At 59.3% G+C, this 26,130-nt stretch carries 27 protein-coding genes, 1 tRNA gene and 1 pseudogene; 17 read left to right on the top strand and 12 right to left on the bottom strand.

The window, feature by feature from the left end:
* Positions 1–249, bottom strand: a pseudogene (locus NW844_RS05295) (hypothetical protein); the annotation flags it as partial.
* A gap of 202 nt (positions 250–451) precedes the next feature.
* On the opposite strand from NW844_RS05295, the gene NW844_RS05290 reads away from it, so the two are divergent.
* From NW844_RS05290 to ubiE, 3 genes are all read left to right on the top strand, one after another.
* Complete coding sequence (locus tag NW844_RS05290; RefSeq protein WP_414334100.1) at positions 452–706, top strand: hypothetical protein; 255 nt, start codon at positions 452–454, stop codon at positions 704–706.
* A 121-nt stretch (positions 707–827) separates the two neighbouring features.
* On the top strand, positions 828–1,553 hold the full coding sequence (locus NW844_RS05285; protein ID WP_414334099.1) for a hypothetical protein: 726 nt from the start codon (positions 828–830) through the stop codon (positions 1,551–1,553).
* A gap of 89 nt (positions 1,554–1,642) precedes the next feature.
* Entirely contained in the window at positions 1,643–2,386 is a 744-nt protein-coding gene (gene ubiE, locus NW844_RS05280) for a bifunctional demethylmenaquinone methyltransferase/2-methoxy-6-polyprenyl-1,4-benzoquinol methylase UbiE (protein WP_414334097.1), read from the top strand.
* 462 nt (positions 2,387–2,848) lie between these two features.
* On the opposite strand, the gene NW844_RS05275 is transcribed toward ubiE, so the two are convergent.
* Both NW844_RS05275 and NW844_RS05270 read right to left on the bottom strand, forming a co-directional pair.
* Positions 2,849–3,718, bottom strand: coding sequence for a SpoIID/LytB domain-containing protein (locus tag NW844_RS05275; protein WP_414334095.1), 870 nt, complete (start codon positions 3,716–3,718; stop codon positions 2,849–2,851).
* Positions 3,719–3,768: 50 nt separating this feature from the next.
* On the bottom strand, positions 3,769–5,058 hold the full coding sequence (locus tag NW844_RS05270; RefSeq protein ID WP_414334093.1) for an MFS transporter: 1,290 nt from the start codon (positions 5,056–5,058) through the stop codon (positions 3,769–3,771).
* A gap of 193 nt (positions 5,059–5,251) precedes the next feature.
* Here NW844_RS05270 and yidD point away from each other — a divergent pair, with 193 nt between their 5' ends.
* Positions 5,252–5,530, top strand: coding sequence for a membrane protein insertion efficiency factor YidD (gene yidD / locus NW844_RS05265; RefSeq protein ID WP_414334091.1), 279 nt, complete (start codon positions 5,252–5,254; stop codon positions 5,528–5,530).
* Positions 5,531–5,600: 70 nt separating this feature from the next.
* Here yidD and NW844_RS05260 read toward each other — a convergent pair whose 3' ends face one another.
* Positions 5,601–6,017 carry a RidA family protein gene (locus NW844_RS05260; RefSeq protein WP_414334105.1) on the bottom strand — a complete coding sequence of 139 codons (417 nt, stop codon included), beginning with the start codon at positions 6,015–6,017 and terminating at the stop codon, positions 5,601–5,603.
* Positions 6,018–6,157: 140 nt separating this feature from the next.
* Here NW844_RS05260 and NW844_RS05255 point away from each other — a divergent pair, with 140 nt between their 5' ends.
* Positions 6,158–6,508, top strand: coding sequence for a phenylpyruvate tautomerase MIF-related protein (locus NW844_RS05255; RefSeq protein WP_414334089.1), 351 nt, complete (start codon positions 6,158–6,160; stop codon positions 6,506–6,508).
* A 158-nt stretch (positions 6,509–6,666) separates the two neighbouring features.
* The gene (locus NW844_RS05250) at positions 6,667–7,332 is read left to right on the top strand and encodes a TVP38/TMEM64 family protein (protein WP_414334087.1); all 666 of its coding nucleotides are present in this window, start codon (positions 6,667–6,669) and stop codon (positions 7,330–7,332) included.
* Between the two features lie 69 nt (positions 7,333–7,401).
* On the opposite strand, the gene gshA is transcribed toward NW844_RS05250, so the two are convergent.
* The gene (gene gshA / locus NW844_RS05245) at positions 7,402–8,538 is read right to left on the bottom strand and encodes a glutamate--cysteine ligase (protein ID WP_414334086.1); all 1,137 of its coding nucleotides are present in this window, start codon (positions 8,536–8,538) and stop codon (positions 7,402–7,404) included.
* A 114-nt stretch (positions 8,539–8,652) separates the two neighbouring features.
* Here gshA and NW844_RS05240 point away from each other — a divergent pair, with 114 nt between their 5' ends.
* The 7 genes from NW844_RS05240 (at position 8,653) to NW844_RS05210 (ending at position 15,725) form a co-directional block, all read left to right on the top strand.
* Positions 8,653–10,092 (top strand): NAD(P)/FAD-dependent oxidoreductase, encoded by a 1,440-nt coding sequence (locus NW844_RS05240; RefSeq protein WP_414334084.1) that lies wholly within the window; start codon positions 8,653–8,655, stop codon positions 10,090–10,092.
* A complete protein-coding gene (locus NW844_RS05235) occupies positions 10,089–11,369 on the top strand; it encodes a hypothetical protein (protein ID WP_414334082.1) in 1,281 nt (426 codons plus the stop codon). Before NW844_RS05240 ends, NW844_RS05235 begins: the two co-directional genes overlap by 4 nt.
* 22 nt (positions 11,370–11,391) lie before the next feature.
* The gene (locus NW844_RS05230; RefSeq protein WP_414334080.1) at positions 11,392–12,669 is read left to right on the top strand and encodes a hypothetical protein; all 1,278 of its coding nucleotides are present in this window, start codon (positions 11,392–11,394) and stop codon (positions 12,667–12,669) included.
* Between the two features lie 57 nt (positions 12,670–12,726).
* Positions 12,727–13,179 (top strand): hypothetical protein, encoded by a 453-nt coding sequence (locus NW844_RS05225; protein ID WP_414334079.1) that lies wholly within the window; start codon positions 12,727–12,729, stop codon positions 13,177–13,179.
* A 136-nt stretch (positions 13,180–13,315) separates the two neighbouring features.
* Positions 13,316–14,617 (top strand): gamma-glutamyl phosphate reductase, encoded by a 1,302-nt coding sequence (locus NW844_RS05220; RefSeq protein ID WP_414334077.1) that lies wholly within the window; start codon positions 13,316–13,318, stop codon positions 14,615–14,617.
* Between the two features lie 130 nt (positions 14,618–14,747).
* Positions 14,748–15,389, top strand: coding sequence for a hypothetical protein (locus NW844_RS05215; protein WP_414334076.1), 642 nt, complete (start codon positions 14,748–14,750; stop codon positions 15,387–15,389).
* Between the two features lie 3 nt (positions 15,390–15,392).
* Entirely contained in the window at positions 15,393–15,725 is a 333-nt protein-coding gene (locus tag NW844_RS05210; RefSeq protein WP_414334074.1) for a DUF3493 domain-containing protein, read from the top strand.
* A gap of 7 nt (positions 15,726–15,732) precedes the next feature.
* Here the strand turns inward: NW844_RS05210 and NW844_RS05205 are convergent, their stop codons facing one another.
* Positions 15,733–16,122 (bottom strand): hypothetical protein, encoded by a 390-nt coding sequence (locus tag NW844_RS05205; protein ID WP_414334072.1) that lies wholly within the window; start codon positions 16,120–16,122, stop codon positions 15,733–15,735.
* Positions 16,123–16,366: 244 nt separating this feature from the next.
* On the opposite strand from NW844_RS05205, the gene psaC reads away from it, so the two are divergent.
* Positions 16,367–16,615 (top strand): photosystem I iron-sulfur center protein PsaC, encoded by a 249-nt coding sequence (gene psaC, locus NW844_RS05200; RefSeq protein ID WP_244348937.1) that lies wholly within the window; start codon positions 16,367–16,369, stop codon positions 16,613–16,615.
* 16 nt (positions 16,616–16,631) lie between these two features.
* Here psaC and nadD read toward each other — a convergent pair whose 3' ends face one another.
* Positions 16,632–17,294: a nicotinate-nucleotide adenylyltransferase gene (gene nadD / locus NW844_RS05195; protein ID WP_414334070.1), complete on the bottom strand. Its 663-nt coding sequence runs from the start codon at positions 17,292–17,294 to the stop codon at positions 16,632–16,634.
* The gene (gene ruvA / locus NW844_RS05190; RefSeq protein WP_414334069.1) at positions 17,291–17,905 is read right to left on the bottom strand and encodes a Holliday junction branch migration protein RuvA; all 615 of its coding nucleotides are present in this window, start codon (positions 17,903–17,905) and stop codon (positions 17,291–17,293) included. Before ruvA ends, nadD begins: the two co-directional genes overlap by 4 nt.
* Before the next feature lie 108 nt (positions 17,906–18,013).
* Between ruvA and NW844_RS05185 the strand changes: the two genes are divergently transcribed.
* Positions 18,014–18,949: an alpha/beta fold hydrolase gene (locus tag NW844_RS05185; RefSeq protein ID WP_414334067.1), complete on the top strand. Its 936-nt coding sequence runs from the start codon at positions 18,014–18,016 to the stop codon at positions 18,947–18,949.
* Here the strand turns inward: NW844_RS05185 and NW844_RS05180 are convergent.
* Positions 18,946–19,479 carry an HNH endonuclease gene (locus tag NW844_RS05180; protein WP_414334103.1) on the bottom strand — a complete coding sequence of 178 codons (534 nt, stop codon included), beginning with the start codon at positions 19,477–19,479 and terminating at the stop codon, positions 18,946–18,948. The two genes, NW844_RS05185 and NW844_RS05180, sit on opposite strands and share 4 nt — an antisense overlap.
* 103 nt (positions 19,480–19,582) lie before the next feature.
* On the opposite strand from NW844_RS05180, the gene NW844_RS05175 reads away from it, so the two are divergent.
* Both NW844_RS05175 and NW844_RS05170 read left to right on the top strand, forming a co-directional pair.
* A complete protein-coding gene (locus NW844_RS05175) occupies positions 19,583–21,160 on the top strand; it encodes an apolipoprotein N-acyltransferase (RefSeq protein WP_414334065.1) in 1,578 nt (525 codons plus the stop codon).
* A gap of 82 nt (positions 21,161–21,242) precedes the next feature.
* Positions 21,243–21,315: transfer RNA gene (locus NW844_RS05170), tRNA-Thr, on the top strand.
* A gap of 66 nt (positions 21,316–21,381) precedes the next feature.
* Here NW844_RS05170 and NW844_RS05165 read toward each other — a convergent pair.
* The 3 genes from NW844_RS05165 to NW844_RS05155 form a co-directional block, all read right to left on the bottom strand.
* Positions 21,382–23,679 carry a DUF1796 family putative cysteine peptidase gene (locus NW844_RS05165; protein ID WP_414334064.1) on the bottom strand — a complete coding sequence of 766 codons (2,298 nt, stop codon included), beginning with the start codon at positions 23,677–23,679 and terminating at the stop codon, positions 21,382–21,384.
* Between the two features lie 329 nt (positions 23,680–24,008).
* The gene (locus tag NW844_RS05160) at positions 24,009–25,343 is read right to left on the bottom strand and encodes a sensor histidine kinase (RefSeq protein ID WP_414334062.1); all 1,335 of its coding nucleotides are present in this window, start codon (positions 25,341–25,343) and stop codon (positions 24,009–24,011) included.
* A gap of 24 nt (positions 25,344–25,367) precedes the next feature.
* A complete protein-coding gene (locus tag NW844_RS05155) occupies positions 25,368–25,973 on the bottom strand; it encodes a tRNA-(ms[2]io[6]A)-hydroxylase (protein WP_414334102.1) in 606 nt (201 codons plus the stop codon).
* Positions 25,974–26,130: the final 157 nt, after the last annotated feature.

Raw genomic sequence — 26,130 nt, 5'->3', positions numbered from 1 at the left:
CCCCCCCCCGCCGCCCCCCCCCCCCCCCCCCCCCCCCCCCCCCCCCCCCCCCGCCCGCAGGATTTCGCGGCTGTTGGGCAGAGCAAAAGTAGCGGAGCCAGGGGCTTCCGGCTGGGCAAGAGCAGGAGCAACCCAGAGCAGACTCAACAGTAGGCCACAGGGGGCGGAACGGGCAAGGTGCAACTGGGATCCCGCCAAGCCCATCTGCCCTTGAGGAAGTCGCAGCGGATCCCCAGCTACATTTTCCATCGCCATTGCGTTGGGATTCTCAACATCACCCCTAGCAGTATCGCAGAATGAAAGACAAAAATAAGACGGTTTTCCACAGGATCTCTTGCTGCTCCGCTGACCTGCCCGACCTGCGTCCGGTGGGATTTGCGCTCTGCCCAAGCACTGGGTTCGATGGAATGCCACCAAGTAGATTTAGGATCTGAGTAGCACGAGTTCAGCCATGACCAGTCCCAAGCCGGCATCTTCTCCCCCCCAAAACTCTCCGCCCCTCTGGCTCAGCCTGGCGTTGGGGCTCACCACCGCTCCGGTTCTGTTGGGCCTGGTCTTGGCGGATCGGGCCGGCAAATGGCTGGGATCCCTGAGCTGGGAAGATCCGGGTTGGTGGCTGGGGGAACGGCTGCCCAACTTGGACAGGGCCACGCTGCAGGCCCATGAGCAACAGCGCAAAAACTCTGCCCCAGTCGAGAATTCTTAGCTTCCCTATTGCTTGCGTATCATAGGTAAAGCGAATCTGCAGCAGGAGTTAACAGCCTTTGCGTAGACTGGCCAGACCGCCGCAGGAGTTCACCTCCGGGTTCTCGGGGGTGCTGTTTTGGTTGAGCGCATTCCTCTTCACGGCGGTGGTGAGCGCTTGTCTGGGCTATCTATTCGGCCAACGAGCCCTATCGGGGGTTTCTTCTCCCGTCACCGGTTCCGGTCAGGCTTCTCGCTCCCGCGCAGTTCGGGATCCCCGCAGCGTGCCCTTGCTGAACGAGGCTGAGGTGATCGCAGCAGCGGAAGCAAACCTTCGCCCACCCCCAACGCCTACCCCTCTTTTCACGGCAACGCCCACGCCAGTCGCAACACCTACCCCAACGCCCACCCCCCGCCTGTCGCCTGAGTTGGCGGCGGCCCCCTCTCCAACGCCTACCCCCCGACCTGTCACTCCATCTCCGCCGCCTCCCCGCGCCTCGTCACCGGCGCCCACCCCACCTCCCCTCCCTCGGCAAGTTGCCACCAGTGGCCAGGTTGCCATGCAGGTGCTCTCGGTTCGTCGCGAGGGAAGCCAAGTAGTCTTGAATGTGGCTATGCAGAACAACTCGTCAGAGACGGTGCGCTTTCTCTACAGCTTCATGAACGTTACCGACGACAACGGACGCTCGATCAACGCTCTTGCCCAAGGTTTGCCGGGGGAGTTGCCCCCCAACAGCCAAGTTTTCCAGGGCATCATCCGCATCCCGGCTTCCAGCTTGGCCGGATCCCGCTCCCTGTCCCTGAGTTTGGCCGATTACCCCAGCCGCCGCCACCGAGTGGGAGCCAGCGGGATCCCGGTGCCGCCCTAGCCCCCCTCTTCTTTTGGCTTCAGGCCGGGGATTCGTTCGCGCTCTTGGGGCTAGATCCCCAGGTCTTTACAGGGAAACATGAGGTGGCAGTGCCCAGTCCAACCTTTGAACAGCCTGAGCAAATCCGAGAGCTCTTCGACCGCATTGCTCCCCACTACGACTTCTTTAACCAAACCTTGAGCTTGGGTCTCCATCAGGTTTGGAAGCGCATGGCCGTGCGTTGGTCGGGCGCCAGCTCAGGGGATCACGTGCTGGATCTGTGCTGCGGAACCGGCGATCTGGCCCTGCAGTTGGCCCGCCGAGTAGGACGCAGGGGTCGTGTAGTGGGCCTAGATTTCTCTCCCGCCATGCTGAACATTGCCCGGCACCGCTCCCGGCAGCTATTCCCTAACCATCCCATCGAGTGGGTTCTAGGAGATGCTCTGGCCTTGCCTTTTCCCAACGATAGCTTCGATGCCGTTACCATGGGCTACGGCTTGCGCAACGTGAGCGATATTCCCCAAGCCTTGCGCGAGATCCGACGGGTGCTAAAGCCGGGGTGCCGTGCCGCCATTTTGGATTTTCATCGCCCTACAGGGATCCCTTTTCTCGAACACTTTCAGCGCTGGTACTTGAACACCCAGGTCGTTGCCCAGGCCAAAGCCTTGGGACTGGGATCCGAATATGCCTACATCGATCCCAGCCTGGATCGCTTTCCATCTGGAGAAGAGCAACGGCGAATAGCCCTGCAGGCAGGGTTTGCTAGCGCCAAATTTTACCCCCTAGCGTGGGGCATGATGGGAGTACTGGTGATTGAGGCCTGTCACTGCGATCGTCAGTGTAGCGCCTCATAGGGATCCTTTCGCCTCTGCCTAAGTAGATAGGGATCCACCTGAGGCTCAGGCTCTGACCTAAACCATTGGTAGCAAACAAGCTGGACATCTTCTTGATTAAAAAACGGTGGATTCTGATGGTGAGAGGGGAGATCCTTGTACAATTCCTCATCAATAAACAACTCATCCAGCGAGTCAATTAGATTGGCAACATCCCGATCCTTCTGATAAGTTTCCCAAAGTTTCTTACAGTCTCTCTTCTATGTACGAATGCTTTTGATATGGGTAGCCAAGTCCAGCTTCCACCCCGTTCTCACGGGGAATTTTTGCGCTGGGTAAACCGGTTTATGGGCAGCGTTCAGATCCTAACTCCTCCAGAACTGGCTGAGCAGCATGCCAAGCTGGCTGAGGAACAGTTGCAGAGGTACCTAGAGCACACTCGATGCGGGCAAGATAGAAGGCCGGGACGAGACGTCGAGGATCTCACTCCGGCAGACGGGCCAAGCTGACCCCTCGGTAGTAATAGGCCAAAATTTGGTGGTAAGTCCAGCCCTGACGGGCCAATTCTTGGGCGCCCCACTGGCTCATGCCAATGCCATGCCCGTACTTGGGATAGGGGCTAAAATCCGGCAGACTTCTCAAGTAGGGGATCCCGCTCACCCCAACGGTTTGGCTGCCGGCGCTGGCGCTGTACATGGCGTTTACAAATTGCCCCCCATACACCATGACGATGCCGCGGGTGGCGTGTGTTGCTGCTAGGGCGGCGGCTGAGCGCTGCGAGAGGCCCCGATACACCTGGGAGCGGGTGTCGCTAAACACATCAAACCAGCCGCGGGAATTGCGGTGGTGAAGAACATAGGTGCGGGCTGCCACCGCCTGGGCCTTGAGGGCCTCGGGTAAGAAGCGGGATCCCATCTCGGCTTCCACCACGCCGGCCACGTAGTCTTCTAGATCCACGTAGTTGATGGCCATTACCCTGTTATACCCGGTCAAGAGCACCTTGCCGGAATACCAGCGGCCATCCACCGCCACCAGGCCACCCGCTGGCGGCTCGATGAACAACACCGGGCTGACCACCCCCTGCAGGCGCACCCCTTGAGGGCCGGGCTGGGCCAGAAACCCTTGCATGGGCGGCAACTCGGCCAGCACCTCTTGGCGGCTGTTGGTCAGTTGGGCGGGGCGAGAAACGCCCACCACCACAGGGGCGGTGGCGTCGGCCAATTGCACGCGCACCGTCACCCCCCAAGCGCTCTCTATCCATCCCCCTAAGGTGCCCACCAGCAGGGATCCCATCAGGGCAAGCCAACCCCGTGCTCCCATAGCCTCTGTCCAGAGTTCTTTTTTGTACAGCAACCCCAGCCTAGGATAGAGCAAATCGGACTTGGGAACGAAAATCAGGGTGCCTAAAGGGCGGGACGGGATCCCGTTGACAAGGGAGCGGGCGGATGGGGTTGCTCCAAAGGGAGAGGATCAGGTTGTCGAAACCGATCCGGTTCCAGGCCCAAGGCAAAGCACAGGGAGGATCCCGGTCGTCCATTGGAGAAGCAGAGAAAAGCTCCCAGCGAAGCCAATGCCAGAAGGGCCGCATAGCCGAACATGGCCCGATAGCCGGATCCCAGCGCCAGGGTGCCCAGGATCGGCCCCGCCAGCCCAATGCCCAAGTCAAACCCACACATCACCAAGCTGAACAAACGCCCCCGCTCCGCCGGCTCAGAGCGATCGGCTACCAGGGCGGAGATCAGCGGGATCAAGGTGCCAAAACCCGACCCCACCACGATCCCGGCGACAAGAAAAGCCCCGACGCTGTCGGCAACCAACAGGATCCCCATCGCCAGAGCATAGGTGGCCAAGCTCAGAGAGATAAACGGCCCCCGCCCGTAGCGATCGGAAGCGCGACCAGCCAGCAGGCGCACGCCGAAGCTGGCAAAGGCCACCGCCGTATAAAAAAGACCGGGATTGAGGGGAACTCCGACCTCTTGGATCAACAGGGCCACAAACGTGGTCTGGGTGCCGAAGGCCAGCCCCACCAAGAGCATGACCCCGGCGAGAGAGCACACCTTGGGGTTGAGCACAAGGCTCCAAAACGCTCCATCCGGGGGCAGGGATCCCCAACCCCCACGGCGCTGCTCGCGAACCGATTGGGTACAGAGAAAGCCCACCAACCCCAGCAGAGCGGCAAAGAGAAACAGAGGGCCATAACCAACCAGCTCCTGCAAAAAGCCGCCCAAAGCAGGGCCGATGGCTACACCAATGGGATTGACCAAACTCATGTAGCCCAAGATCTCGCCGCGTTTTGCTTCCGGGGCAAAATCCGCCACCAAAGTAACGTAGGCGGTGGCAAAAGCGGCGATGCTGATCCCGTGAAAGGCCCGCACCAGCGCTATCCACGGGATCCAATCCCAGAGCCAGTACCCCAAAGGCGCCATCCCCGCCGCGCCCATGCCGATGAGCAAGACGATCCGGCGACTATGGCCATCCGCCAGCCGCCCCAACCAAGGGCGAAAAGCCAGCAGCCCAATCGAGAAGGCCCCCATCACCAAGCCCACCTCTTGGCTGGTGCCGCCCACATCCCGGACGTAGAGCGGCAGTGTGGGCAACAGCGAAGACAGACTGGCCCAAAAGAGCAGCCCGGCCACGAAGAGAATGCCCAAGTTGCGCCGCTGCGCCGGCTGTAGCTGCCCGAATACCCTCACGCCCACTCCCGATGAAACTCTCACAACCCTGCCAGGGAGCAAAGCCGTCTCCACAGCATCCCTGAACAGAAATATTACGAAATGTCTATTTGGGTGCTGACTTTTTCAATCTTAACCTCTTGTCTGGAACTGTGCAGGATCCCTGTTCAGGGGCAGCCGTTAGCCTGGAAGTGGCCTTTTTGTACGCTCGCCTATGGTGGAACGGTCGGATCCCTTGACTCGCGGTTTGGTTGCCCTGATTCGGGGCTACCAGATAGGCATCTCCCCTTGGCTGCCTCCTGCCTGCCGCTACTACCCCACCTGCTCCCAGTACACCCTGGAAGCAGTGCGGCGCTACGGCGCCATCCGAGGCAGTTGGCTGGGGATCCGCCGCCTCTGCCGCTGCCACCCTTGGCATCCGGGGGGCTACGACCCGGTGCCCGACTTGCCAGGATCCGCACCTGACGAAACTTATCGCCCCAGCCGAGATTGATTGACGAGGGGGATCCCTGTCAGGCCAAGATCGGTGTTGCTGGAAAAGGCTGTATTTGGGAGCCGGTCAGTCAGGAATAGCAGGCCACCGCCTCGATTTCCACCAAGGCATTCAAGGGCAAGCCAGCCACCTGCACGCAAGAGCGGGCCGGCGCCGGGTCTGCGGCAAAAAACTCTCGATAAACCTCGTTCATGGCGGCAAAGTCTTTCATATCCGCCAAAAAAACGGTTGTCTTCACCACATTGGCCAGGCTCGTGCCCCCTGCTTCCAGCACCGCCTTCAGGTTCAGCAACGCCTGCCGAGTTTGCGAGGCAACATCTTCCCCCGCTAGCTTGCCAGTTTTGGGATCCAGGCCCACCTGGCCGGCGGCAAACAGAAAAGGCCCCGAAGCAACAACGCCCTGGCTGTAAGGGCCGACAGGAGCAGGAGCGGCCTCGGTTTGTACAGCACAAGGGCCTGGCCCGGTTTGGCCCTGCGGATGGCCCATCGCGGAATTGGCCAGATTGCTCGGCTCCATAGAGGTTTGCCCCCGTGAAGAGAAGCTCTTTCGCTACGCTACCACAGGCGGATCCCAGAGAAGACGAACCCGCAATGCCAAAATAGGCTTGTCGGGAAGAAAAAGTGCTCATGCCTTTGATCAAGTTGCAAACCTCTCTGCAGCCAGAACCTGCCACCGTGGCAGACCTACTCAAGTTCCTCTCTGCTGCTCTGGCTAAGCAGTTGGGCAAGTCGGAAGCCTACGTAATGACTGCTTTTGAAGGAGGGATCCCGATGACCTTTGCCGGCAGCGCCGATCCCTGCTGCTATGTAGAGATCAAGAGTATTGGGCAGTTTTCCGCCGATCAAACCCGATCCCTGAGCGAGTTTTTTTGCAGCACCATCGAGGACAAATTGGGGATCCCCAAGAAGAGGATTTACATTGAGTTCGGCGATGCCAAAGGCTATCTTTGGGGATGGAACGGCACGACCTTTGGGTGAAAGCTACTTCACACAAGTCAAGCATCTCCTCGCCTGGCTGCTCCAGCCTATCTAGCAAAAGCTTTTTGACGCTCCCGACCGCCGTGGCAGACCCCACCCAACCCAGAACAAATCCCGCAAAGCAGCAGCTTCTGCTGAAGCTTGCTGGCGTTTTGGGCGTGGCCGTTCTTGTTTTTTGGGCAGCCCATCGATTGGGATTTTTTGGAGTTATTCAAGACTGGTTCGCCGAGGCTCTGGGCTGGGTGGAAGGCTTGGGGCCGGTGGGGCCGGTGCTTTTCATTGCCATCTACATTGTGGCCACTGTGCTGCTTCTGCCGGCTTCGGTGCTGACCTTGGGCGCAGGGGCTGTGTTTGGGGTGCTGGCTGGGGCTTTGTACGTGCTGATTGGGGCAACCATTGGAGCCAATTTGGCCTTTCTCATTGGGCGCTACTTGGCGCGGGAACGGGTGGCCAGATGGATCGAGGGCAATCCCCGGTTTGCGGCCATCGATCGGGCGGTGGGGCGCGAGGGATGGAAGATCGTCGGCTTGATTCGTCTGTCGCCCGCCTTTCCCTTTAATCTGCTCAACTACGCTCTGGGACTGACCCAAGTTTCTTTTCTGGATAACCTGCTGGGCACCGTCGGGATCGTGCCGGGCACCTTTATGTATGTGTACATCGGCTCGCTGGCGGGATCCCTGGCCAACAGGGAAGGCCTGGATCCCCAAGCGCAAATGGTTCAGTGGGCCGTTCGCCTTGTGGGCCTCATCGCCACCGTAGCTGCCACCGTCTACATCACCCGTGTGGCTCGGCAAGCCCTACGGGAAGTGGTGGAGCCTGTCTAGGCCAATCCAAGTCAGGTTTGAACTGGGGAGCCCGCGGGGGGTTAGCAGCGTCCACCCTTGCGCAGAGGCTTAGCCAACCAGTTGGCAGAGGGTCTCTTGTCTTTCTCGGTCTTGTTCGGCCAGTTCCTGGATGGCGCGTTGGTACACCTGGGCGGGTGTGGATCCCTGGTTAACCTGCCTCAGCCAGCGCTGGGCCTCGTTGCCCTGTTGGAGCAGGGTTTGCAAGGGAGCCAAGAAGCAACCCAGCCCCTGGGGCTGGCCCAGGCGCCACGCTTCAGTCAGCAGCTCTTCAATCCACTCCTGGGCTAAGCGTTCGCGGCCGGTGCGCCAGTCGATCAGCCGAGCTTGCAGGGACTCACGGGCAGCAGCCTGCTCGTTGGCCTCGCAAAGGCTCTCCAGCTCCGCTGGGGTAAAAGGCCCCCCCAAGGGATCCAGCGCCTCCGGCTGAGATAGCAATTGCCAGAGGCGGGCCTCTACTAGGGCGGTGATGGCCAGAATCATCACCGGATCCGCCACCAGGTCGCAGATGCGCAGCTCCACCCGGTTAAGCTGGTAGGGCCGCTCCGGGCCGTTGGGCCGCACAGAAGCCCAGAGGTGGCGTACATTCTGCATCGTGCCCAGGGCCAGTTGCTCCTGCATCCAGGTGATGTAATGGGCGTGATCCCGGAAGAAGGGCACCTGGGCTGGCGTTTTGGGAAACACCTGCCAACGGCTGGAATGGTAGCCCGTTACCTGGCCGTCCAGAAAAGGAGAAGAAGCGCTCAGGGCCAAATAAAGAGGGGCTTCCGCCCGCAATAGGCGACAGGCGAGGAAGATGGCCCCCGTATCCGGCAGACCGACATTGATGTGGATGCTGGCGGTCACCACCCGCGTGCCGTAGGTGCGCTCGATGTAGTCGTGGTAGGGGTTGCCCGGATCCGAGCGCTCGAAGTGGTCGCTGCCGCCCAAAGCCAGGGTGCTCCCCGGCAGCAAGGTGTAGGGGCCCAGGCGGCGCAAAAATTGCCGCAATTGCAGCCGGGGTTGTAGCAGGGCGCAGAGCAGGTCTTCGTAGCGGCGGAGAGGAGGAGTGATGTATTCAACGTTGCGCCGATCGGGTTCTCGCACAAACCCCGGCAAAACCTGGCAGATGCGATCCGATAAGCCCACCACTTCCCCGGCGGCGGTGCCGGTGTACATCTCCACCTCAAAGCCCTTGGTCAACAGCACAGGCCAGCCTCCAGCCGCAGCCTCCTCAGTCTACCTTTTTCCTCCTCTACCCATTTTCCCAGTCTCGCCCCACATTACAATGTCGGCAGCACTTGAAGGCAGAAGTAAGGCGAGATGCGGGATCCCATCTATATCCTAGGGGCGGGGCCGGCGGGCATGGCGGCTGCCTATCGCCTGACCCAGCTAGGCTTCCCCGTGGTGGTGGTGGAACGAGAAGACAGGGTCGGGGGCCTGGCCAAAAGCATTCGCTACCAGGGGTTCATTCTCGACTATGGCCCGCACCGGTTTTTTACCAAGATCCCAGCGGTGCTGGAGCTGTGGAACCGGGTTTTGGGATCCGAACAAGTGACTGTCCGGCGGCTTACCCGCATCTACTACCGCGAGCAATATTTTCAGTACCCCATTCAAGCCTGGGAAGTCCTGCGCAAAGTCGGCTGGTGGGAAAGTCTGCGCATTGTCCTTTCCTATCTCTGGGCGCAACTCATCCCCCGCCCAGCTCCCCAGAACTTTGCCGACTGGGTCAAGGGAAAATTCGGCACCCAACTTTTTCAAATGTTCTTTAAGGGCTACACGGAAAAGCTGTGGGGGATCCCTTGTACCGAAATCAGTGCCGATTGGGCTGCCCAGCGCATCAAAGGTCTCAGCCTTGGGCAAGCCATCCGCAAGGCCCTGGGGTGGAACCGCGGCTCCGTCAAATCACTGATTGACCAATTTCAGTTTCCTCGCCTGGGATCCGGCCAGCTCTACGAAAAAATGCAGGAGTTTTTGCTGGCCGAGGATCAAAAAGTTTGGCTAAATACAGAGGTCATTGCCCTTAGGCAGGAGGGATCCCGGATTGTTGAGCTGCAACTGCGCCATCTTCAGGATGGAAGGGAAACATGGGTCTCCCCCTCCCACGTCATCTCTTCGATCCCTCTGACAGTGTTGGTGCAGAGCCTGCGGGAACTGCCTCCCCCAGAAGTGCTGCAGGCAGCCCGCAACCTCAAGTTTCGCAACACGGTTTTGGTTTACTTGATCGTGGAGGGATCCCAGCTTTTCCCCGACAACTGGCTGTATATCAACGACCCAACAGTGCAGGTTGGTCGGGTAACCAACTTTGCCAATTGGTCACCGGCTATGCTCCCCAACCGGGAACAAACCCCCTTGTGCTGTGAGTATTGGTGCAACTTTGGGGATCCCTTGTGGCAAGCCCCTGAGGAGCAATTGCTGGCTTTGGCTGAGAAGGAGCTACGCCAAATTGGCCTGCTGCAAGGCCAGAAGATCCGCGGCGGCTTTGTGGTGCGCCTGCCCCGCACCTATCCTATCTATGCCGGCAGCTACAAAGAAGATCTAGCCACTTTGCAGAAGTATCTTGGCCAGTTTGAAAACTTGCAACTGGTGGGTCGCTACGGCTCGTTTAAGTACAACAACCAGGATCACAGCTTGCTGATGGGCCTATTGGCGGCGGAAAACGTCCTCCGCCCCGGCAGCCACGATCTCTGGCAGGTGAACTCCGATGACGATTACCAAGAAGAGATCAAAGTGCCACCCCCACCTGCGAAGGTCCGGCGATGAGCTTCTCTCTTAGCCATCTGTTGCGGCAAAGCCGGCAGCGTCTTGCCCCTTTCTCTATCCAGGTTCTGCTGCCAAGCTTAGCCTTGACAGGGTTGCAGATCTTCTTAATCTCCCTTTGGAGCCAGGAGGATGACTATGCTTCCATCTTCAAGGGTTTAACCCAGTGGGATAGCCATTGGTATTTGGGGATTGTGCGGCAGGGCTATCAGTTTGTCGGCTTTGACAAGATTGCCTACGAGCAGAGCAATGTGGCCTTCTTTCCTGGCTACCCTCTGGCCGTTATTGCCCTCAGCCGCTTGTTGCGGGTTGAGCCTGAGTTAGGGCTTTACCTGACCGCCCAGCTCTTTTGCTGGCTGATGTGGGTTTATCTCCTTCTACTTTACCGTCTCTGGCAGATCCCCTTGCTTTGGCAAGTTTTGGCAAGTTTGATGATCTTGGTCTATCCCAGCAGCTTTTACCTTGTCGTGGGCTACAGCGAATCCCTCTTTATGGCCAGCTTGTTGGGTTTTTTCTACTGGTCGGCCCACTTGAATTCAATGAGGTCAGGACTCCTGGCCGGGATCCACGGTTTGGTGATGAGTGCCACCCGCATTGTGGGTTTGCCGGTGGCGCTGGTTCCTCTGCTGCGGCTATCCCGCCCTTGGTTTTGGACAGCCAGCGCCGTTGTTTTGGCCTTGTCGGGCGGGCTGAGTTTTTTCCTCTACTGTCAGCTCCGCTTTGGCCGCTGGGATCTCTACCTGGAAATGCAGCGCTACTTTGGCCCCAGTTCTTTCGATTACCTGGCTATTATTCAACCTCGTACTTATGCCCCCCTCTTTTCTCTTGGGTACTGGCAGTCCTTATTTTCCTTTTCCGAGGCTTTGGGGGATGGGATATGGGCCATTTCCCTCAGTCAACTGTTTGTTCCCCTCACCCTGGGATCCCTAGTTGTTACCAGTTTGCTGGATGGGTGGAGTGTCCTGGCCGGCAAGAGCCGGCGCTGGCAGGAGCGGCTGGGGCTCCATTTGGCTGCCTGGATTATGTTCTCCATTTCCGTGGCCGGCATGAGTGCCGTGGCCCAGAGAAGTATGATCCGCTACTGCCTGCCGGTTCACACCCTGCAGGTGCTGGCCTGGTTGCATGGGATCAGATACACCGATTTCAGCTTCATCCCCCAACAGGTGCGTTTCTATCTTGGCAGTGTCCTGAGGCTGGGCTACTGGATCTTGGCTTTAGTCTTCTTTGCCCTAAACCAAATCCTCGCCTGGCGCTACGTCCAGCATCTTTGGGTGGCTTGATCGAACCTTGGTAGTGAAGCTGATGAGTTTGCGTCCTAGCCTTCTGTTGCAGCAGATTCGCAAATGTTTAGTTGGCTTCTCTACTCGGATTTTTTTGCTGGGCTTAGCGCTGACTATCCTGCAAGTGTTAACGATATACCTCTGGACAAAACGCGGCAGCTATGCTTCTGCTTTTACAGCCCTGAGCCAGCGCGATAGCTATTGGTACCTGAGCATTGTGGAGCGGGGGTATCAGTTTGTGGGCTTTGACAAGATTGCCTACGAGCAGAGCAATGTGGCCTTCTTTCCTGGCTACCCTCTGGCCGTTATTGCCCTCAGCCGCTTGTTGCGGGTTGAGCCTGAGTTAGGGCTTTACCTGACCGCCCAGCTCTTTTGCTGGCTGATGTGGGTTTATCTCCTTCTACTTTACCGTCTCTGGCAGATCCCCTTGCTTTGGCAAGTTTTGGCAAGTTTGATGATCTTGGTCTATCCCAGCAGCTTTTACCTTGTCGTGGGCTACAGCGAATCCCTCTTTATGGCCAGCTTGTTGGGTTTTTTCTACTGGTCGGCCCACTTGAATTCAATGAGGTCAGGACTCCTGGCCGGGATCCACGGTTTGGTGATGAGTGCCACCCGCATTGTGGGTTTGCCGGTGGCGCTGGTTCCTCTGCTGCGGCTATCCCGCCCTTGGTTTTGGACAGCCAGCGCCGTTGTTTTGGCCTTGTCGGGCGGGCTGAGTTTTTTCCTCTACTGTCAGCTCCGCTTTGGCCGCTGGGATCTCTACCTGGAAATGCAGCGCTACTTCACTGGCGTGCAGGCCAATTACCAAGCCCTTTTCCAAGCTTCTACCTATGTTCTTTCCCCTGAGCGATGGCAAGTCTTGCTCTCTCCTTCTGCACCCGTGAAGGATCCTGGCCTGTGGTCTGATGCTCTCAGCCAACTGTTTGTGTCTGTTACGTTGGGATCCCTAGTTGTTACAGGCTTGCTGGATGGGTGGAGTATCCTGGCCGGCAAGAGCCAGCGCTGGCGGGAGCGGCTGGGGCTCCATTTGGCTGCCTGGGCCATGTTCTACATCGCTGTAGCCGGCATGAGTCCCCTGGGCCAGCGAAGCATGATTCGCTACTGCCTGCCGGTTCACGTCGTACACGTGCTGGCTCTCGTGCACTGGGCCAAGCACACAGATTTGGGCTTTCTTCCCCTCTGGGCCCGTCCCCACCTGAGCAGAGTTCTCAAGCTGGGCTATGGGCTTCTGGCTCTCATCTTCCTCGTCCTCAACCAAATCTTGACCTGGCGTTACACCCAGCATCTCTGGGTGGCTTGACTCCACTTTCTTGAAGATAGGATGTGAGGGATCCCGACTTCTCCCCAACTAGGAGCTGTGGCCTTTTCTTCTCCCCGCAAGTTGCCTCGGCAGAAATCGTCCCTGCGGGTGGCTCAGCCGATTGAGCCCACCAAGATCTACCCCTGCCCGTGTTGCCATCAGGGTCAGTTGCGCCTGATCACCCTGACCGAGGCTTTTGGCTGCAGCCGTTGCCAGCATATTTTCGCCATCACCCCCGACCGTTTGCATATTGAGCAACTGGCGGTTTCTTATCCCTATCGCAAAATGTGGTTCTGGAACGGCCATCAGTGGGTCTTGCGGCGGGAAAATGCCCTCCAGGGATCCACGCTCTTGGGCCTCACCTTTAGCCTGGGGGTTGTTTTGGTGGTGGGGTTTATCGGTGCGGTGCTCTTTCCCAGCCAAACCCAGTTGCTCAGTTGGTTTCTGATTCTTGGCTTGTTGCTGACCCTGTTGATGGCCACGGCGATCCTGCTGCTGCGGCGGCCTTAAGATTGGCGGGACTTTCCCCGGCGATCCCCTGCAGAATCAGCAGCCCCGGCACTTGTGGATCCAGCCATTTCTTGTTAGCAGTGGTCTGGAGAAGGGAGCAGGTCTGTCGTCGGTCAGCCAGGCAGGAGAGAAGCGAGTGACAGATTTCGGTTCAGCCTTTGACCTAAGCACTACTCTGCGACAGGTACGCCGTTTGCTGCCGCAGATGCAGCGGCTGAGCAGCCAAACCAAGCGCCAGGCCCTGCTGGCTCTCTCGCGTTGTTTGCTGGATCGCTCCGATCTGCTGCTGGAGGCCAATACCCTCGACCTGGAAAGCTGCCGCGAGCAAACCCTGCCGGAGTGGATCCTCAACGGCCTCAAGCTCACTCCTGAGCGCCTGCAGCGATCCGCCCAGTTGCTTGCTCTCTTGGCCCAACAGCCGGATCCCATCGGTAGCCTGGAGAGGGGGTGCCGTCAGGACAACGGGCTGTTTATTGGCCGCTACCGCGTTCCTTTGGGGCTGATCGCCTTGGTCTACGAGATCTACCCCGAGTTTGCCTTGAATGGCATTGGCATGGGTCTCAAGACGGGCAATGGCGTGATTCTGGCCGGCAGCGGCCCTATCCAGAAAACCCATCAGGCCCTGGTCAACCTGTTGGCAGAGACCGCCTACGAGCACGGGATCCCGGAAGGGGCCATTCAAACCCTGCCCGTCCAAGACCAAACGGCCGATCCTCAGGCCGATTCCCCACTGTTGCTGTTGTTGCAGCAAACCCGCTACGTGGATCTGGTGATCCCCTGCGGTCGCCCCGGCTGGGTGGAGTTCCTGTTGCAGGCCAGCAAAGTGCCGACTCTGGTCACCCATCTGGGGTACGGCCACATCTACGTGGATCGCACGGCTCCCTGGCCTTTGGTCAAGTCAGTTGTGTTGGATCCCCTGGCCCAGTATGGCGCGGAAGGGATCCCGATTTATCAGCCCCTCACCCTTTGGCTGCTGATCCACACCGATTGGTCCGCCAATCATCTGACCGCCCTGATTGAAGACTTGCTGGGTCAAGGGATCGATATACAGGCAGCAGCCCCTATTCTGGAGCGATTCCCCCAGCTTCACCCGCTTGGGGAGGGCTTTGACTCCACAGAACAGCCTCATCTGCGCCTACAGCCCGTTGCCGACCTGACGGAGGCGATCGCCTGGATCAACAAAAATGGCTGTCGTCAATCGGAGACGATCCTCACCGATAGCCAATCGGCAGCCCAGCGCTTTCTCCAGGAGGTGGATGCCGCCCTGATCCACCTCAACACGTCCCCCCTCTCGGCAGGCCGGGGAGCCGGGATCCCCACCTTGGGAGCGTTTCGCGACCTGTCTTTGGGCATTTCCACCCAGCGGCTGCACGTGCGCGGGCCCATTGACCTGGAAGCTTTGACAACAGTGAAGGTGGTGGCTCAGGGTGGCCTGTAGCGGGGAAAAGTTGGGATCCCGAACTGCCGTTCTCCCCAAAAGCCAGGAGATGGCGTGAGACTAGAAAGGGAGGGATGCCGGCCCGGTCGTCCGACGTCCAACCCAGCCCAACAGACGGGGGAGAACTCCTTTGGGGATTGACCTGCGCAGTTATGTGTTTTTGGATCGGCTCCAGCCCCAGTACGCGGCCTACCTGGGCACGGTGGCCCAGGGCTTTTTGCCCCTGCCAGGGGATACTTCCCTCTGGGTCGAGATTTCCCCCGGCATCGAGATCAACCGCGTCATGGACATCGCCCTCAAAGCCACTTCGGTGAGGCCTGGGCTGCAGGTGGTGGAGCGCCTCTACGGCCTTTTGGAGGTACACTCCAGCAATCAGGGGGATACCCGCACGGCTGGCCGCGCCATTCTATCTGCTCTGGGGGTGAGCGAACAGGAGCGCCTCAAGCCGCGCATCATCTCCAGCCAGATCATCCGCAACATCGATCCCCACCAAACCCAGTTGATCAATCGTTTCCGCCGCGGCCAAATGCTGTTGGCCGGCCAAACCCTCTACATCCTGGAGGTGCAGCCGGCAGGCTATGCCCCCCTGGCCGCCAACGAGGCAGAAAAATCGGCCCGGATCAACATCCTCGAGGTGATGCCCTTTGGCAGCTTTGGCCGCGTGTACCTGGGCGGGGAAGAGCAAGATATTCTGGCCGCCTGCCGCGCTGCCGAAGCCATTTTGGCGGGGGTTTCCGGTCGGGATCCCCTTCTGTTGCCCGAGGAGGTGTAGTCGATGGCAGAATCGGATCCCAAGTCTTCGCCCAAAGCCAGCTTGCCCCAGGATCCGATGGCGGATCGGGTGAGGCTGCTCACGGAGCTGGCCGCTCCCTATCGGAGTTTGCGGCGCTTCATCTACCTGGCGGTGGGATTCTCGGCCACCATCGGGGCATTTGTATTTTTCTTCCGGGCCTTGGCGGGGCGAGATCTGGAGACCACCCTGCCCAGCTTGGCGCTGCAGTTGGGGATCCTGGCCGGCGCCCTCGGCCTGAACAGGCTGGAAAACCGTTCCCAGCAAAAGCTGGTCAGACAGGTGAAGCAGCGCTTGGGCATCCGACAAGACCGCTAGCCCGGCTCTAAAAATCCCAGTTCTCTGGGCCGGGATCGGAGTCGTCCTCCGCGTCGGCGCTGGGCAGATAACGGCGCTCCCTTGCCGGGGCTTCCTGGGGCCATTTTTGAACTATTTGGATGGCCAGAAAGGCAACCAAGGCAACCAAGACCGCCAAGGTGAGCAGCGGAATCGCCAGGATCACCACCGCGCCCAACACGTAGATGGCCACCTTGGGCAAGGAGGGATCCACCCTCCAGCCGCGGCGGTACACCCACTCGGTGAGCTGCCGATCCCATTGGCGCAGGCGAGGGACGTTCTCTGCGTAGATCTCCTGGAGGATATCGGCCAAAACAGGCCCCAGGCGGCGCATCTGGCCTTGGGTTTGCCTTCTCCAATTCCGCAGCGAGCGTCCCATTGATAGGATCCCTTGCCCTGGTCTTTCTCAGGCGATCCTAGCCCAACGGGAACAACGGCTCCGGGGCCCTTATGACAGCCGTTCCGCTAGCCCAATCCTGTAAATTTGTTTGAACATTTGGATCGGAGCTTGGGGTGTCTTGGCAGGACTACAGTACACTGAGGGCACTTGCGCAGCGATGTTGCTGCCACGCCGATTGGTCAATCTTTTTTAACTTTTCAACCTGCTCGACTGGAGAACGCTAATGGCTCACTCGGTCAAGATCTACGACACCTGCATCGGCTGCACTCAGTGTGTGCGAGCTTGTCCCACCGACGTGTTGGAGATGGTGCCCTGGAAAGGGAACAACAAAGCCGGGATGATCGCGGCCTCTCCCCGCACCGAAGACTGTGTTGGCTGCAAACGCTGCGAAACTGCCTGCCCCACGGATTTCTTGAGCATCCGGGTCTATCTCGGCCCCGAAACCACCCGCAGCATGGGCTTGGCCTACTAAGGGGTTGGGGGTACTTCTACCGGATTGATTCGGAGGGGAGGGATTCCTCCCCTTCTTCACGCTGCAGGTAGAGGCGGTGCTGGCGGATGTAGTGCTCCACGGCAGGGGGCACCAGGTAGCGAATGGATCCCCCCTTTTGGATTTGCCGCCGCAAGTAGGTGGAAGAGAGGGTCAAGGTAGGGGCTTCCAGGATTTCCGCCTGGATGGGCAACTGTTGGGCCACCAACCGCAACACCTGGGCGGCATCGCCGGCATCCACCCGTGGGGCGACAATCCAGTGGCAGAGGCGGGCCAATTCTTCGGCTCGATACCACTGGGGCAGATCCCGCAGGGCATCCACGCCGAGGATCCAGTACCACTGGGTATTGGGTTGCTCCTGGATAAGGCTGCGCAGCGTCTCAATGGTGTAGGAGCGCCCCGGACGGCGGATCTCCAGCTCTGAGCAGGCGAAGCGCTGGTGGTCGGCAATGGCCAGTTTGACCATAGCCAAGCGGTCGGCTTTGCTGGCGCCGGCGGCCAGGGGCTTGTGGGGGGGATCCCCTGCCGGCATCCACAGCACCTGATCCAGGTCAAACTGCCAAAGGGCTTGTTCCGCCATGATCAAATGGCCGTGATGTACAGGGTTAAAGGTGCCGCCCAGGATGCCGATGCGGGGCTGCTTGCGGACAGAGGGGCTCATGGCTGGCGGCTGAGGTAGGTGATGGCATCCCGCAGCCACTCTTCCGTTGGGCGAGGCTGGGAGGGCAAAGCTTGCAGGGCCGCCTGAATTTCTTGAGCGCTGTAGCCCAGGGCCAGCAAGGCCATTTCCACCTCTTCCCGGATGGGCATGGGCGGCCCGCCGGCCAGGGGGCGATCTGCGTTCTCCAAACCTTGTCGCCAGTGGGCCAGCTTGGTTTTCAGCTCCAAGGCCAGCCGCTGGGCCGTTTTGTGACCTACCCCTGGTGCGAGGGAAAGTAGGCGCACGTTTTCGGTCACCACTGCCTGAACCAGCTCCGGCAGGCCAAAGGTATTCAGCAGAGCCAAACCCAGAGCCGGCCCTACCCCCGCAACTTTGATGAGCTCCACAAACAAATCGCGCTCGGCTGGCGAGCCAAACCCGTACAACACCAGCTCGGTCTCTCGCACCACCAAGTGGGTAAACACCCGCACGGGCTCTCCGATGGGGGGCAGTTGCTTGAGAAAACGCGCCGGGGCCTTGACCCGATAGCCGATCCCCTGCACCTCAACGGTGAGGCTGCTGCGCTCTCCCCATTCGATGGCGACGAGGTGGCCGCTCAAAAAGGCGATCATGCTGCAAGTCCAATCCGTGTTTAGGATACTCTGCGCGGCTACAGCTCCAGAGTCGGCTGAGCAGAATTTAAAAGAATCTAGAATAAGAAAAGCTTACAAGCGACTTCTATGGCTTCAACATCGGCATCGGCCACTCCCATTTCGGCGCGGTGGACTTGGCGAGGGCAGTCGGTTCATTATGTCAAACAAGGCGAGCAGGGTCAGCCTTTGCTCTTGGTGCACGGCTTTGGGGCCTCCACCGACCACTGGCGCAAAAACATTCCCGAATTGGCGCAACACTATCAGGTGTATGCCATCGATTTGCTGGGTTTCGGTCGCTCCGCCAAGCCCAACTGGGACTACCGCACCGAAATCTGGCGGGATCAACTGCGGGACTTTTGCCAACAGGTGATCCGTCGGCCCGTGGTGGGGATCGGCAACTCCCTGGGCGGCTATGTGGTGCTCAGTCTGGCGGCGGAGTGGCCGGAGTGGGTGCGGGGCGTGGTGCTCTTGAATGGGGCAGGGGGGTTCTCCACGCTCAAAGGATCCCCGAGCGGCTGGCGGCAATGGCTGGGCGGATTGGTGGGCTGGGGCCTGCGGCAGCGCCTGGTATCTTACTTGCTGTTTCAGTACTTGCGACAGCCGCACGTGATCCGGGCCAAGCTGAAGCAGGTCTACTACGACCCGGCGGCGGTGACAGACCAACTGGTGGAAGACATCCACCGCCCCACGCGGGATCCGGGGGCTGCCGATGTGTTTGTAGCCTTGATGCGGGGCGGGCAGAAGGGACGCTACGTGGATGAGCTGCTGCGCAGCTTGGTGCGCCCGCTGTTGTTGATCTGGGGAGAACGGGATCCCTGGATGCGGGCCCGCGAGCGCTCTAAGCTCTACCGGGCTCACTACCCTCAGGCGGTGGAATACTTCCTGGAGGCCGGCCACTGCCCTCACGATGAGCGCCCCGAAGAGGTCAATGCCCTGATCCACCAGTGGATCGAGACGGGGATCCCGGCCACCACCTCTCCCCCCATTTCCAAAGCTGCCCCCACGTCAGAACTCCATCCTTAGCCGTTGTCCAACGGTTCCTCTTGGGGATCCCCTTCCAGGCCGATGGCGTACTTGGACCATTCTCGGTGGGAACCACTGTCAACCGCTTTGGAGATTTCAAAGTAGAGGGTGCTGTGGGGACGGCGGGGTTGGCGCAGCAGGGGCATACCGGCTTCGCGGGGGGTGCGGTTGCCCTTTTTTACGTTGCAGCGCACACAGGCGCTGACCACGTTCTCCCAAGTATCTCCACCGCCGCGGGAGCGCGGGATCACGTGATCGAGGGTGAGGTCTTCGCCGTAGCAACCGCAGTACTGACAGCGGTGCCCATCCCGGTAGAGGACGTTGCGGCGCGTGAGCGGGATCTCCTTGTGGGGAACGTGGACATAGTGGCGCAGACGAATGACAGTGGGCAAAGGAATGTTGCCGTACACCACTCGACCGTTGTGCTCGATTTGCTCGGCCTTGCCCTTGAGCAGCAGAACAACCGCCCTGCGCCAACTGGTGATGTTGAGCGGCTCGTAGGAGGCATTCAAAACCAAAACCTTGCCCATAGTGCTACGCACCGCTGACGAGATCCCCAAGCCAAGCCGGAAGGCGCCAGACCCCTGAAGTTATGCAAAATGTTAACACAGCTTTAGATTTAGGCGCTTGTTGATGAAGCTGAAAGTGGGAGATTCAACCCAACAGCAGGATCTGCTCCAAAAAGGAAACCCAGGCAGGCGCTGGCTGATGGGGCTGGCCATTCTGCTACTTTGCCTGGGATCCCCCAACCGCTGGCTGCATTGGTTTCCGGGGGCGCTGCTGGGCCTAGCCCCGCTGTTTGACTTGTGCGAACAACAGCAAGGGTGGGCGCGGTGGCGTTTGGCCTATGGCCTTTGGTTTTGGGTTTGCCTGTATGCCTTCTGGGTGGATCCCTTCTCAGTCAAGGTGCTGAGCGCCTGGGAGATCTTGGGGGGCGTGGTGGTGGCCCCCCTGATCCCCCTTTTCTTTACCACTGCTACGCTCCTGAGTTTGCATCTGAGTCATCCCCTGCCGCCTTGGGCGCGTCCGCTGGGCTTGGCCACGGTCTGGACAGGTTTGGATGGGCTGTTGGGCTTGCTCTGGTGGCCTATTCCCTTTCATTGGGGCTCCCTGTTGTTCGATTGGCCCCTTGCCATCCAGGTGGCCGATATCACAGGCATCTGGGGGGTTACCTTTTTTGCTGTGTTTGTCAATGGGGTGCTTTGGCAGATGGCCAGGCAGATGGCCCGAGGATCCCTGAGAACCTGCTTGGATGAGCTGCTCAGGAACAGGGATTTCTGGAGTACGCTCGCCTGGGGCCTGGGGTTGACGGGGCTGGTCTTGGCTTATGGAAGCGTGCGCCTGGCCTACTTCGATGCTTTGGCCAGGGATCCCGGCTTTCGGGTGGCGGCGGTGCAGCAGGTGGCTTGGTTGGAAGCCGATCGCAGTTGGGACTACCGCAGGGAGCGCTACCGGGAGCTGCATCAACTTTCTGCCCAGGGGGTGGCCGCCGGCGCACAATTGGTGATTTGGCCGGAGGGGGCGCTGCGGGCGCGGCTGCTGAATACCGCCCTGGAACCTTATGTGATCGAGCCGATGCAAGCGATTCTGCCGCCAGAAGGCGCTTTGATTACGGGGGCAACAGAGCCGGATCCCCGCACAGCCCATCTGCCGGAGGAGCAGCAGCGATTGTTGAACATGGCCCTGTTGTTCGACGCCCAGGGCAGCTTGCTGGATGGGTTTGGCAAGCAGTGGATCTTTCCCTATTTCGAGTCGGGGCGCTATGTGCCCTCGCCGGATGGCTATCGGCCTTTGGCCGGGGGCGAGCTTTTCGGGCCTTTGGGGGTGATGATCTGCCTGGAGAGCGTGCTGCCTGCGCCCAGCCGCGCTCTAACCCGTCATGGCGCCGAGTCTTTGATCGTGATTTCGGATGATAGCTGGTTTGGCAATAGCCACTGGCCGATGCTGCACGGCAAGCTCTCGGTTTTCCGGGCTGTGGAAAACCGGCGTAGCATGGTGTTTGTCAACAACACCGGCGGCAACCTGGTGGTGGATCCCTCAGGTCGGCTCCAGCAGGTCGGCCCCATCTTTCAGCGGGGGGTGATCACGGGAGAGGTAAGGCGGCGTTCTGAGACCACCTTCTACAGCCGCACGGGGGATTGGTTGGTGTGGCTGACGCTGGGGCTATCTCTGGGGTTGTGGCGCCGGGGATCCCGAGTAAGGCAAGGATGAGGTAAGATCAGTAAGCTTGCCCAGGATCAAGATCGGGATTGCTTGCTCCGGAGTGGCGGGTTCCCCCATCGAATCAACCGTTGCTGATGTAGCTCAGTCGGTAGAGCAGCTCACTCGTAATGAGCAGGTCATCGGTTCGAGTCCGATCATCAGCTTTCTGGATTGAGCACCTTGGAGCGCCTCAAACTTCTGCTCTATCCCCACCCGCCCATTGTCGGCGCCTACAGTTGTGGGGGGCACCAGAAAAGATTGCGGCTAGAGACCCCCAAGGAATGGAGAATATCCCTCATGATCCCTGTGCAGTACTTCCAATGCTCAGGATCTGCACACATGCGGTCGGGGTTAAACTCCAAGTTGTAATGGATAACATTGGGGATCCCTACAAACTCATCGGAAGACTGAAGGGAAATAACCAGCAACAAGAAAGGCTTGCCCCTGCGCTTAGCCGCCAGCTTATCTACCAAGTCAACAACAGCCTCTCGCCGGCAACCGCCTGTGCGCACGAACAAAACTTTATCGGCCTTTTCCAAGACATACAGAAAGCGCTTGGCGCGAGCTGTATAACGAGTCCGCATCCGCTCGTGGATTGGATTCATATTCTGCAGTGGATCTTCCCCTTCTTCCACCTCATGGCCGAAAGAAAGACCTGTCCACTTGCTGTGATAAATTCGCCTGTCTTCAGGGCTGTAGTGCAAATATTGCGGATCCCACATGCCCTGAAACTCGTGCTGGATCATATCGGCCACATCGGCCAAGTTGCTGGTGCGGGTCAGATCAAAAGGAAATGCAGGCCCGTCATATTCCAACTTGTAGAGCAGCATTCGCACCGCACAGCGATCCCCCAGGGGAACAACAGCAACGCGATGAATATCAGATAAGGCGCATGTGTATTCCAATAGCATGACCGAGTTGGGAGCGGCCTTGACCCGGCTTTCCAACCCCCCTTCTCCAATCATCAACGTGCGGAAAGGAGCATCGCGATAGAGGGGATCCTCATAAACCCCTGGTGGCAGAGCTCTGAGGGCAGCCCGCACTTCCTTCCACATGGGGTGGATGTTGTACTCGTGATTGCTCCGATTGATCACGCACAGGCGAGGCCTGGGATCAGAAGAGCCTTTTGAAGATCCACTGAGCTTGAGCAGGATCAGGGATCCATCCTCGAAGATCGTTTCTACTGCTTCTGCGGAAAAGAACTGAGCTATTGGGGAGAAGATGAGGTCGGCATCTGCAGGAATGGAGAGGGTGGTTTGAACCGAACTGTCCTCTTGTATGGAAAGTAAATGTAGGGTCTTGTCTCCTATCCTTGCATCGCTTCTGCCAATATACAGTCCCGGCTGCAGGCGTGATTTTTGGAAAGCAGTCTGCAAAGATTGCCAAGTTGGCGCAAGGGTATAAGGGTAGGGGGTTATATTCACGATGCGAAATTGATCTCTGCCTATTTCTGCAGCTACCCAAAAGCCATTGCCGTCTTCAAAAATGATTCGTTCTGCAGTGGATTGAGCCAGCTTTCCACGAGCCGACAGAACTTGGCCGGGATCCAAGAGCGAGAGATCGATGGCCTCAAACATGACCTGATGCCCCCTGGAATTGGGGTGAGCGGGGTCAAAAGCAAGGTCTGGTTTCCAGCGGCCCTGGCCATCGTCTAGGATGGGCAGCCAATTGAACACAGGGCATCCCCAACCGAGCATCTTTTGCTGAGTTTCCTGCAGAAGCAGATGCTGTTCTGGACCATAGTCGCCGTGAGGATAGACCCCTGCCAAGATGGGCAAAGCGCCTATATTTTGAATCTTCTCAATCAGGCGTCGCAGGCCGTTTTCAAACCGCCTTTGGACGGCACGTCGATGCTCCGGCAGAGCCGTGGCCAAGCCCTCATTTCCCAACGACAAGGCCACAATTACCACGTCCGGTTGTTCGGGAACGACAACTTGATCAAACCGTGCCAGCGTTCGGCTGACCGTAGCCCCCAATTCCGAGAGATTACGCACCCGATGGCCGTAGCGCTCCCGCAAGGCTTTCTGCAACAGCCAGGCCCAACCTCGCAATAGCCAGGCGCTGCACCCCAGGGCAACGGAGCTACCCAAAACAACTATCTTCAGTCCCGGCAAATCTTCAGGCTCAGGCTCAAGAATAGGGGTGGCAAAATAGCCGTAAGGACAGGAAGGGATCCGGCCAAACTCGCCATCTTCCACGATCAAAACTGATGGCAAAGGCTGAGGCTCAAGCGGCACCCAGCGATTCCTATCGGCAGCTTCCCAAATAACTTCGCCATCGGCCTGAACGCGCAGATATCGGTACTCCACTCGAGGGGTCTCTTGAGGCCACTCCCCGGAGGATAGGGGGCCAGAAGTGCCATCTGCCGGGCCTAATGGCAACTCCACCCACCAGAGCGGATAACAAGCGGGATCCGTCTGCAGCCAAACACAGCGGCTCGGATCCCAGGCGCCCAACCGAGGGCTGGATCCCACCAGGGCAATTCGATCACCGGGCTGAGTGGTGGCGCGAACTTGGAAACGATACATTTTTTTGGAAGTTTTTGGAGGAGGGGGAGAGGAACTTCTCCGGACTTGCCGGTAAACAGACATACTCAAGCAGTCGGCTTACTACCCTGCCGGCAACTTGCAAGAGAAAGCAGAGGCTGGGATCCAGTTCCGCCTCATCTGTCTTAGTCCTGACTTTGCTTTTAAAGAGAAATTCTGAAATCCGGAAACAGAAAATGACGGAAAGTCAGAAAAAGAGCCTCGGCTCAAAAGTAAGGCTATTAAGCCAGGATGTTTGCAGTAAAGAGTAGACTGAACTTTAGCCTGAATTTAACATACTGTCCAAGGATTGTCTGTTTTCTAGAGCACCTTTAGACAGTTTCTGGAGTGCAAGTTTCCAATCGTCGCTGGGGCAAAATCACCTCAAAGGTGGATCCCTGCCCCACCTTGCTCTCAACCCGCACCTGTCCCCGGTGCTGCTCGGCGATGCTTTTGACAATGGCCAGCCCCAAACCTGAGCCCGACCGCCGATTGGGATCCCCGCTGCGGGCCGGATCCACCCGATAGAAACGGTCGAACAAGTGGGGCAGTGCCTGGGGTGGGATCCCCGGCCCGGTATCTTGCACCTGCAGCACCAGTTCTGGGGATCCGGAGCGCAGCCGCTGTTTTAGCCGCACCTGCACCTCGCCGCCGGGGGGGGTGTGGAGAAGGGCGTTTTCGATTAGGTTGGTGAACAGGCGGGCCAGTTGCTCTTCATCTCCCCAAAAGGCAAAGGGATCCCCTCCCGTCTCCTCTGGGGGGGCGGCCATATCCAGCTTTAGACGGATCCCTTTTTGGTTGGCCAAGCCCTGCAACTCTTCCACCACCTGCAGCAGCAGAGCATCCAGGGCACAGCAGCGGGGCTGGAAAGGCACCATGCCGCTGTCGTGGCGGGCCAGAAACAGCAGGTCGTCCACCAGCCGGCCCAGCCGCAGGCACAGCCGCTCCACCATCTGCCAGCGCTGGCGGGTGTCGGCATCCAATTGGGAGTCTGCCAAAGCCACCTGTACCGTGGTCTGGATGCTGGCCAAGGGGCTGCGCAGCTCGTGGGAGGCATCGGCGGTAAATTGCTTGAGCTGCTGGTAAGACTGGCGGATGGGCTGCATGGCCAAACCGGAGAGCAGCCAGCCGATTCCTCCTACACAGGCCAAACTGGCCGCTACCCAGAGGCTGAGATCCCGAATGAGCTGGCGTGTCGGCTTGCTCACCTCAAACCAGGGGTGGCTGACCCGCAAATACCCCAGCAGCTTCCCACTGGCCAGGATCGGCTCGGTGAACTGGCGCAGCCAATACCCAGGCGCGATGCGGGCGGTGTGCAGGGATCCCTCCGTCAGCAGGGGGGCAGGGATGCCGCCGGGCACGGTGGACCAGATGAGGGATCCCTGGGGATCAAACCACTCCAGGTCGATGTGGTCGTCTGCTAGGGTGCTGGGATCATCCCGAAAGCTGGCTTCCAAGCTGTGGCGGACCTGCTGCGGGTCCAAGAGGCTCTCGTCCACCACCAGGGAGCGCTCGACAATTTCCACCACATGGCCCAGCGTGTCGTCCACCCGCTCAATCAGGGTTGACTGCACATACCAGTAGAAGCTGCCGGCAAACAGCAACAAAAACACCCCCGTTACCACCGTGTACCAGAGGGCCAGCCACCGCCGCGTTGCCTGGAACATGGGGTTGCACGGGAAGGGGAGAGGTTAGCTGTGGACACGAGGCTCGGGGTGAAGGGTGGAGAGGATCTCGGCTTCCACCTGCAGCAAAGCGTCCAGCCGCTCCTGCACCGGCTCGGCGGGGAACTGTTCTAGCGCCAGATCCAAATACAACTGCCAGTGCCGCTCTTCAGCCGCCGCCAGCCAGAGGTAAAACTGCCGCAGCTCCGGGTCGGGGACGTGGATCCCCAGCAGGCCTAGGCGTTCGTGGCTGCGGGCCTCGATGATGGCGGCCACTAGCAGTGCATCCAAGAGATGCTCCGGCTCGGAGCGGCGTAGGTGCTGGTTGAGGCGGCTGGCATAGGGAGCAGCCGAGAGGGGCCTGATCGGGATCCCCAGCCGTTGCAGGTGCCGGTGAACCCGCTCAAAGTGCTGCAGCTCCTCCCGCGCCAGTGGTGAAAGGGCTTCCACCAGCCGCCCGTTGGCCGGGTAGCGAAACAGCAAACTGAGGGCATTGCCCGCTGCTTTCTTCTCGCAGTTGGCGTGATCTAGCAAAATCAGGTCGAGGTGGCGAATGGCCTGCTCGATCCAGGCCGCGGAAGTTGGCGAGGCCAGTTGTAGCGTCGGCACAGGGTCAGAAGAGGTTGCAGGGATCAACAGCTTCCAAGTTGACCCATCCCGCCCGCTGCGGGAGCAGGGAACGGAACTGGGTCAATCGGATCTTAGCCTTGCCAGCGTACCCCTTTCTGCTAACTCCTAGATCCCGTCTGATGCTCTGGCAGCAGTTGTCCTTATCCCCGGCCCCTCTCCC

The organism is Synechococcus sp. H55.2, assembly GCF_047462495.1.
Taxonomy (GTDB): Bacteria; Cyanobacteriota; Cyanobacteriia; order Thermostichales; family Thermostichaceae; genus Thermostichus.
This window is presented reverse-complemented; position numbering and strand designations above follow the sequence as displayed.

What these genes read in the sequence shown, in the direction of transcription:
- NW844_RS05180 (WP_414334103.1), bottom strand. Translation starts at nt 19,479, where the DNA reads ATGGGCAAGGTTTTGGTTTTGAATGCCTCCTACGAGCCGCTCAACATC.
- yidD (WP_414334091.1), top strand. Translation starts at nt 5,252, where the DNA reads ATGGTGGAACGGTCGGATCCCTTGACTCGCGGTTTGGTTGCCCTGATT.
- psaC (WP_244348937.1), top strand. Translation starts at nt 16,367, where the DNA reads ATGGCTCACTCGGTCAAGATCTACGACACCTGCATCGGCTGCACTCAG.
- NW844_RS05165 (WP_414334064.1), bottom strand. Translation starts at nt 23,679, where the DNA reads ATGTATCGTTTCCAAGTTCGCGCCACCACTCAGCCCGGTGATCGAATT.
- NW844_RS05175 (WP_414334065.1), top strand. Translation starts at nt 19,583, where the DNA reads ATGAAGCTGAAAGTGGGAGATTCAACCCAACAGCAGGATCTGCTCCAA.
- NW844_RS05260 (WP_414334105.1), bottom strand. Translation starts at nt 6,017, where the DNA reads ATGGGCCATCCGCAGGGCCAAACCGGGCCAGGCCCTTGTGCTGTACAA.
- NW844_RS05240 (WP_414334084.1), top strand. Translation starts at nt 8,653, where the DNA reads ATGCGGGATCCCATCTATATCCTAGGGGCGGGGCCGGCGGGCATGGCG.
- nadD (WP_414334070.1), bottom strand. Translation starts at nt 17,294, where the DNA reads ATGAGCCCCTCTGTCCGCAAGCAGCCCCGCATCGGCATCCTGGGCGGC.
- NW844_RS05255 (WP_414334089.1), top strand. Translation starts at nt 6,158, where the DNA reads ATGCCTTTGATCAAGTTGCAAACCTCTCTGCAGCCAGAACCTGCCACC.
- NW844_RS05230 (WP_414334080.1), top strand. Translation starts at nt 11,392, where the DNA reads ATGAGTTTGCGTCCTAGCCTTCTGTTGCAGCAGATTCGCAAATGTTTA.
- ruvA (WP_414334069.1), bottom strand. Translation starts at nt 17,905, where the DNA reads ATGATCGCCTTTTTGAGCGGCCACCTCGTCGCCATCGAATGGGGAGAG.
- NW844_RS05235 (WP_414334082.1), top strand. Translation starts at nt 10,089, where the DNA reads ATGAGCTTCTCTCTTAGCCATCTGTTGCGGCAAAGCCGGCAGCGTCTT.
- NW844_RS05210 (WP_414334074.1), top strand. Translation starts at nt 15,393, where the DNA reads ATGGCAGAATCGGATCCCAAGTCTTCGCCCAAAGCCAGCTTGCCCCAG.
- NW844_RS05185 (WP_414334067.1), top strand. Translation starts at nt 18,014, where the DNA reads ATGGCTTCAACATCGGCATCGGCCACTCCCATTTCGGCGCGGTGGACT.
- NW844_RS05290 (WP_414334100.1), top strand. Translation starts at nt 452, where the DNA reads ATGACCAGTCCCAAGCCGGCATCTTCTCCCCCCCAAAACTCTCCGCCC.
- NW844_RS05160 (WP_414334062.1), bottom strand. Translation starts at nt 25,343, where the DNA reads ATGTTCCAGGCAACGCGGCGGTGGCTGGCCCTCTGGTACACGGTGGTA.
- NW844_RS05205 (WP_414334072.1), bottom strand. Translation starts at nt 16,122, where the DNA reads ATGGGACGCTCGCTGCGGAATTGGAGAAGGCAAACCCAAGGCCAGATG.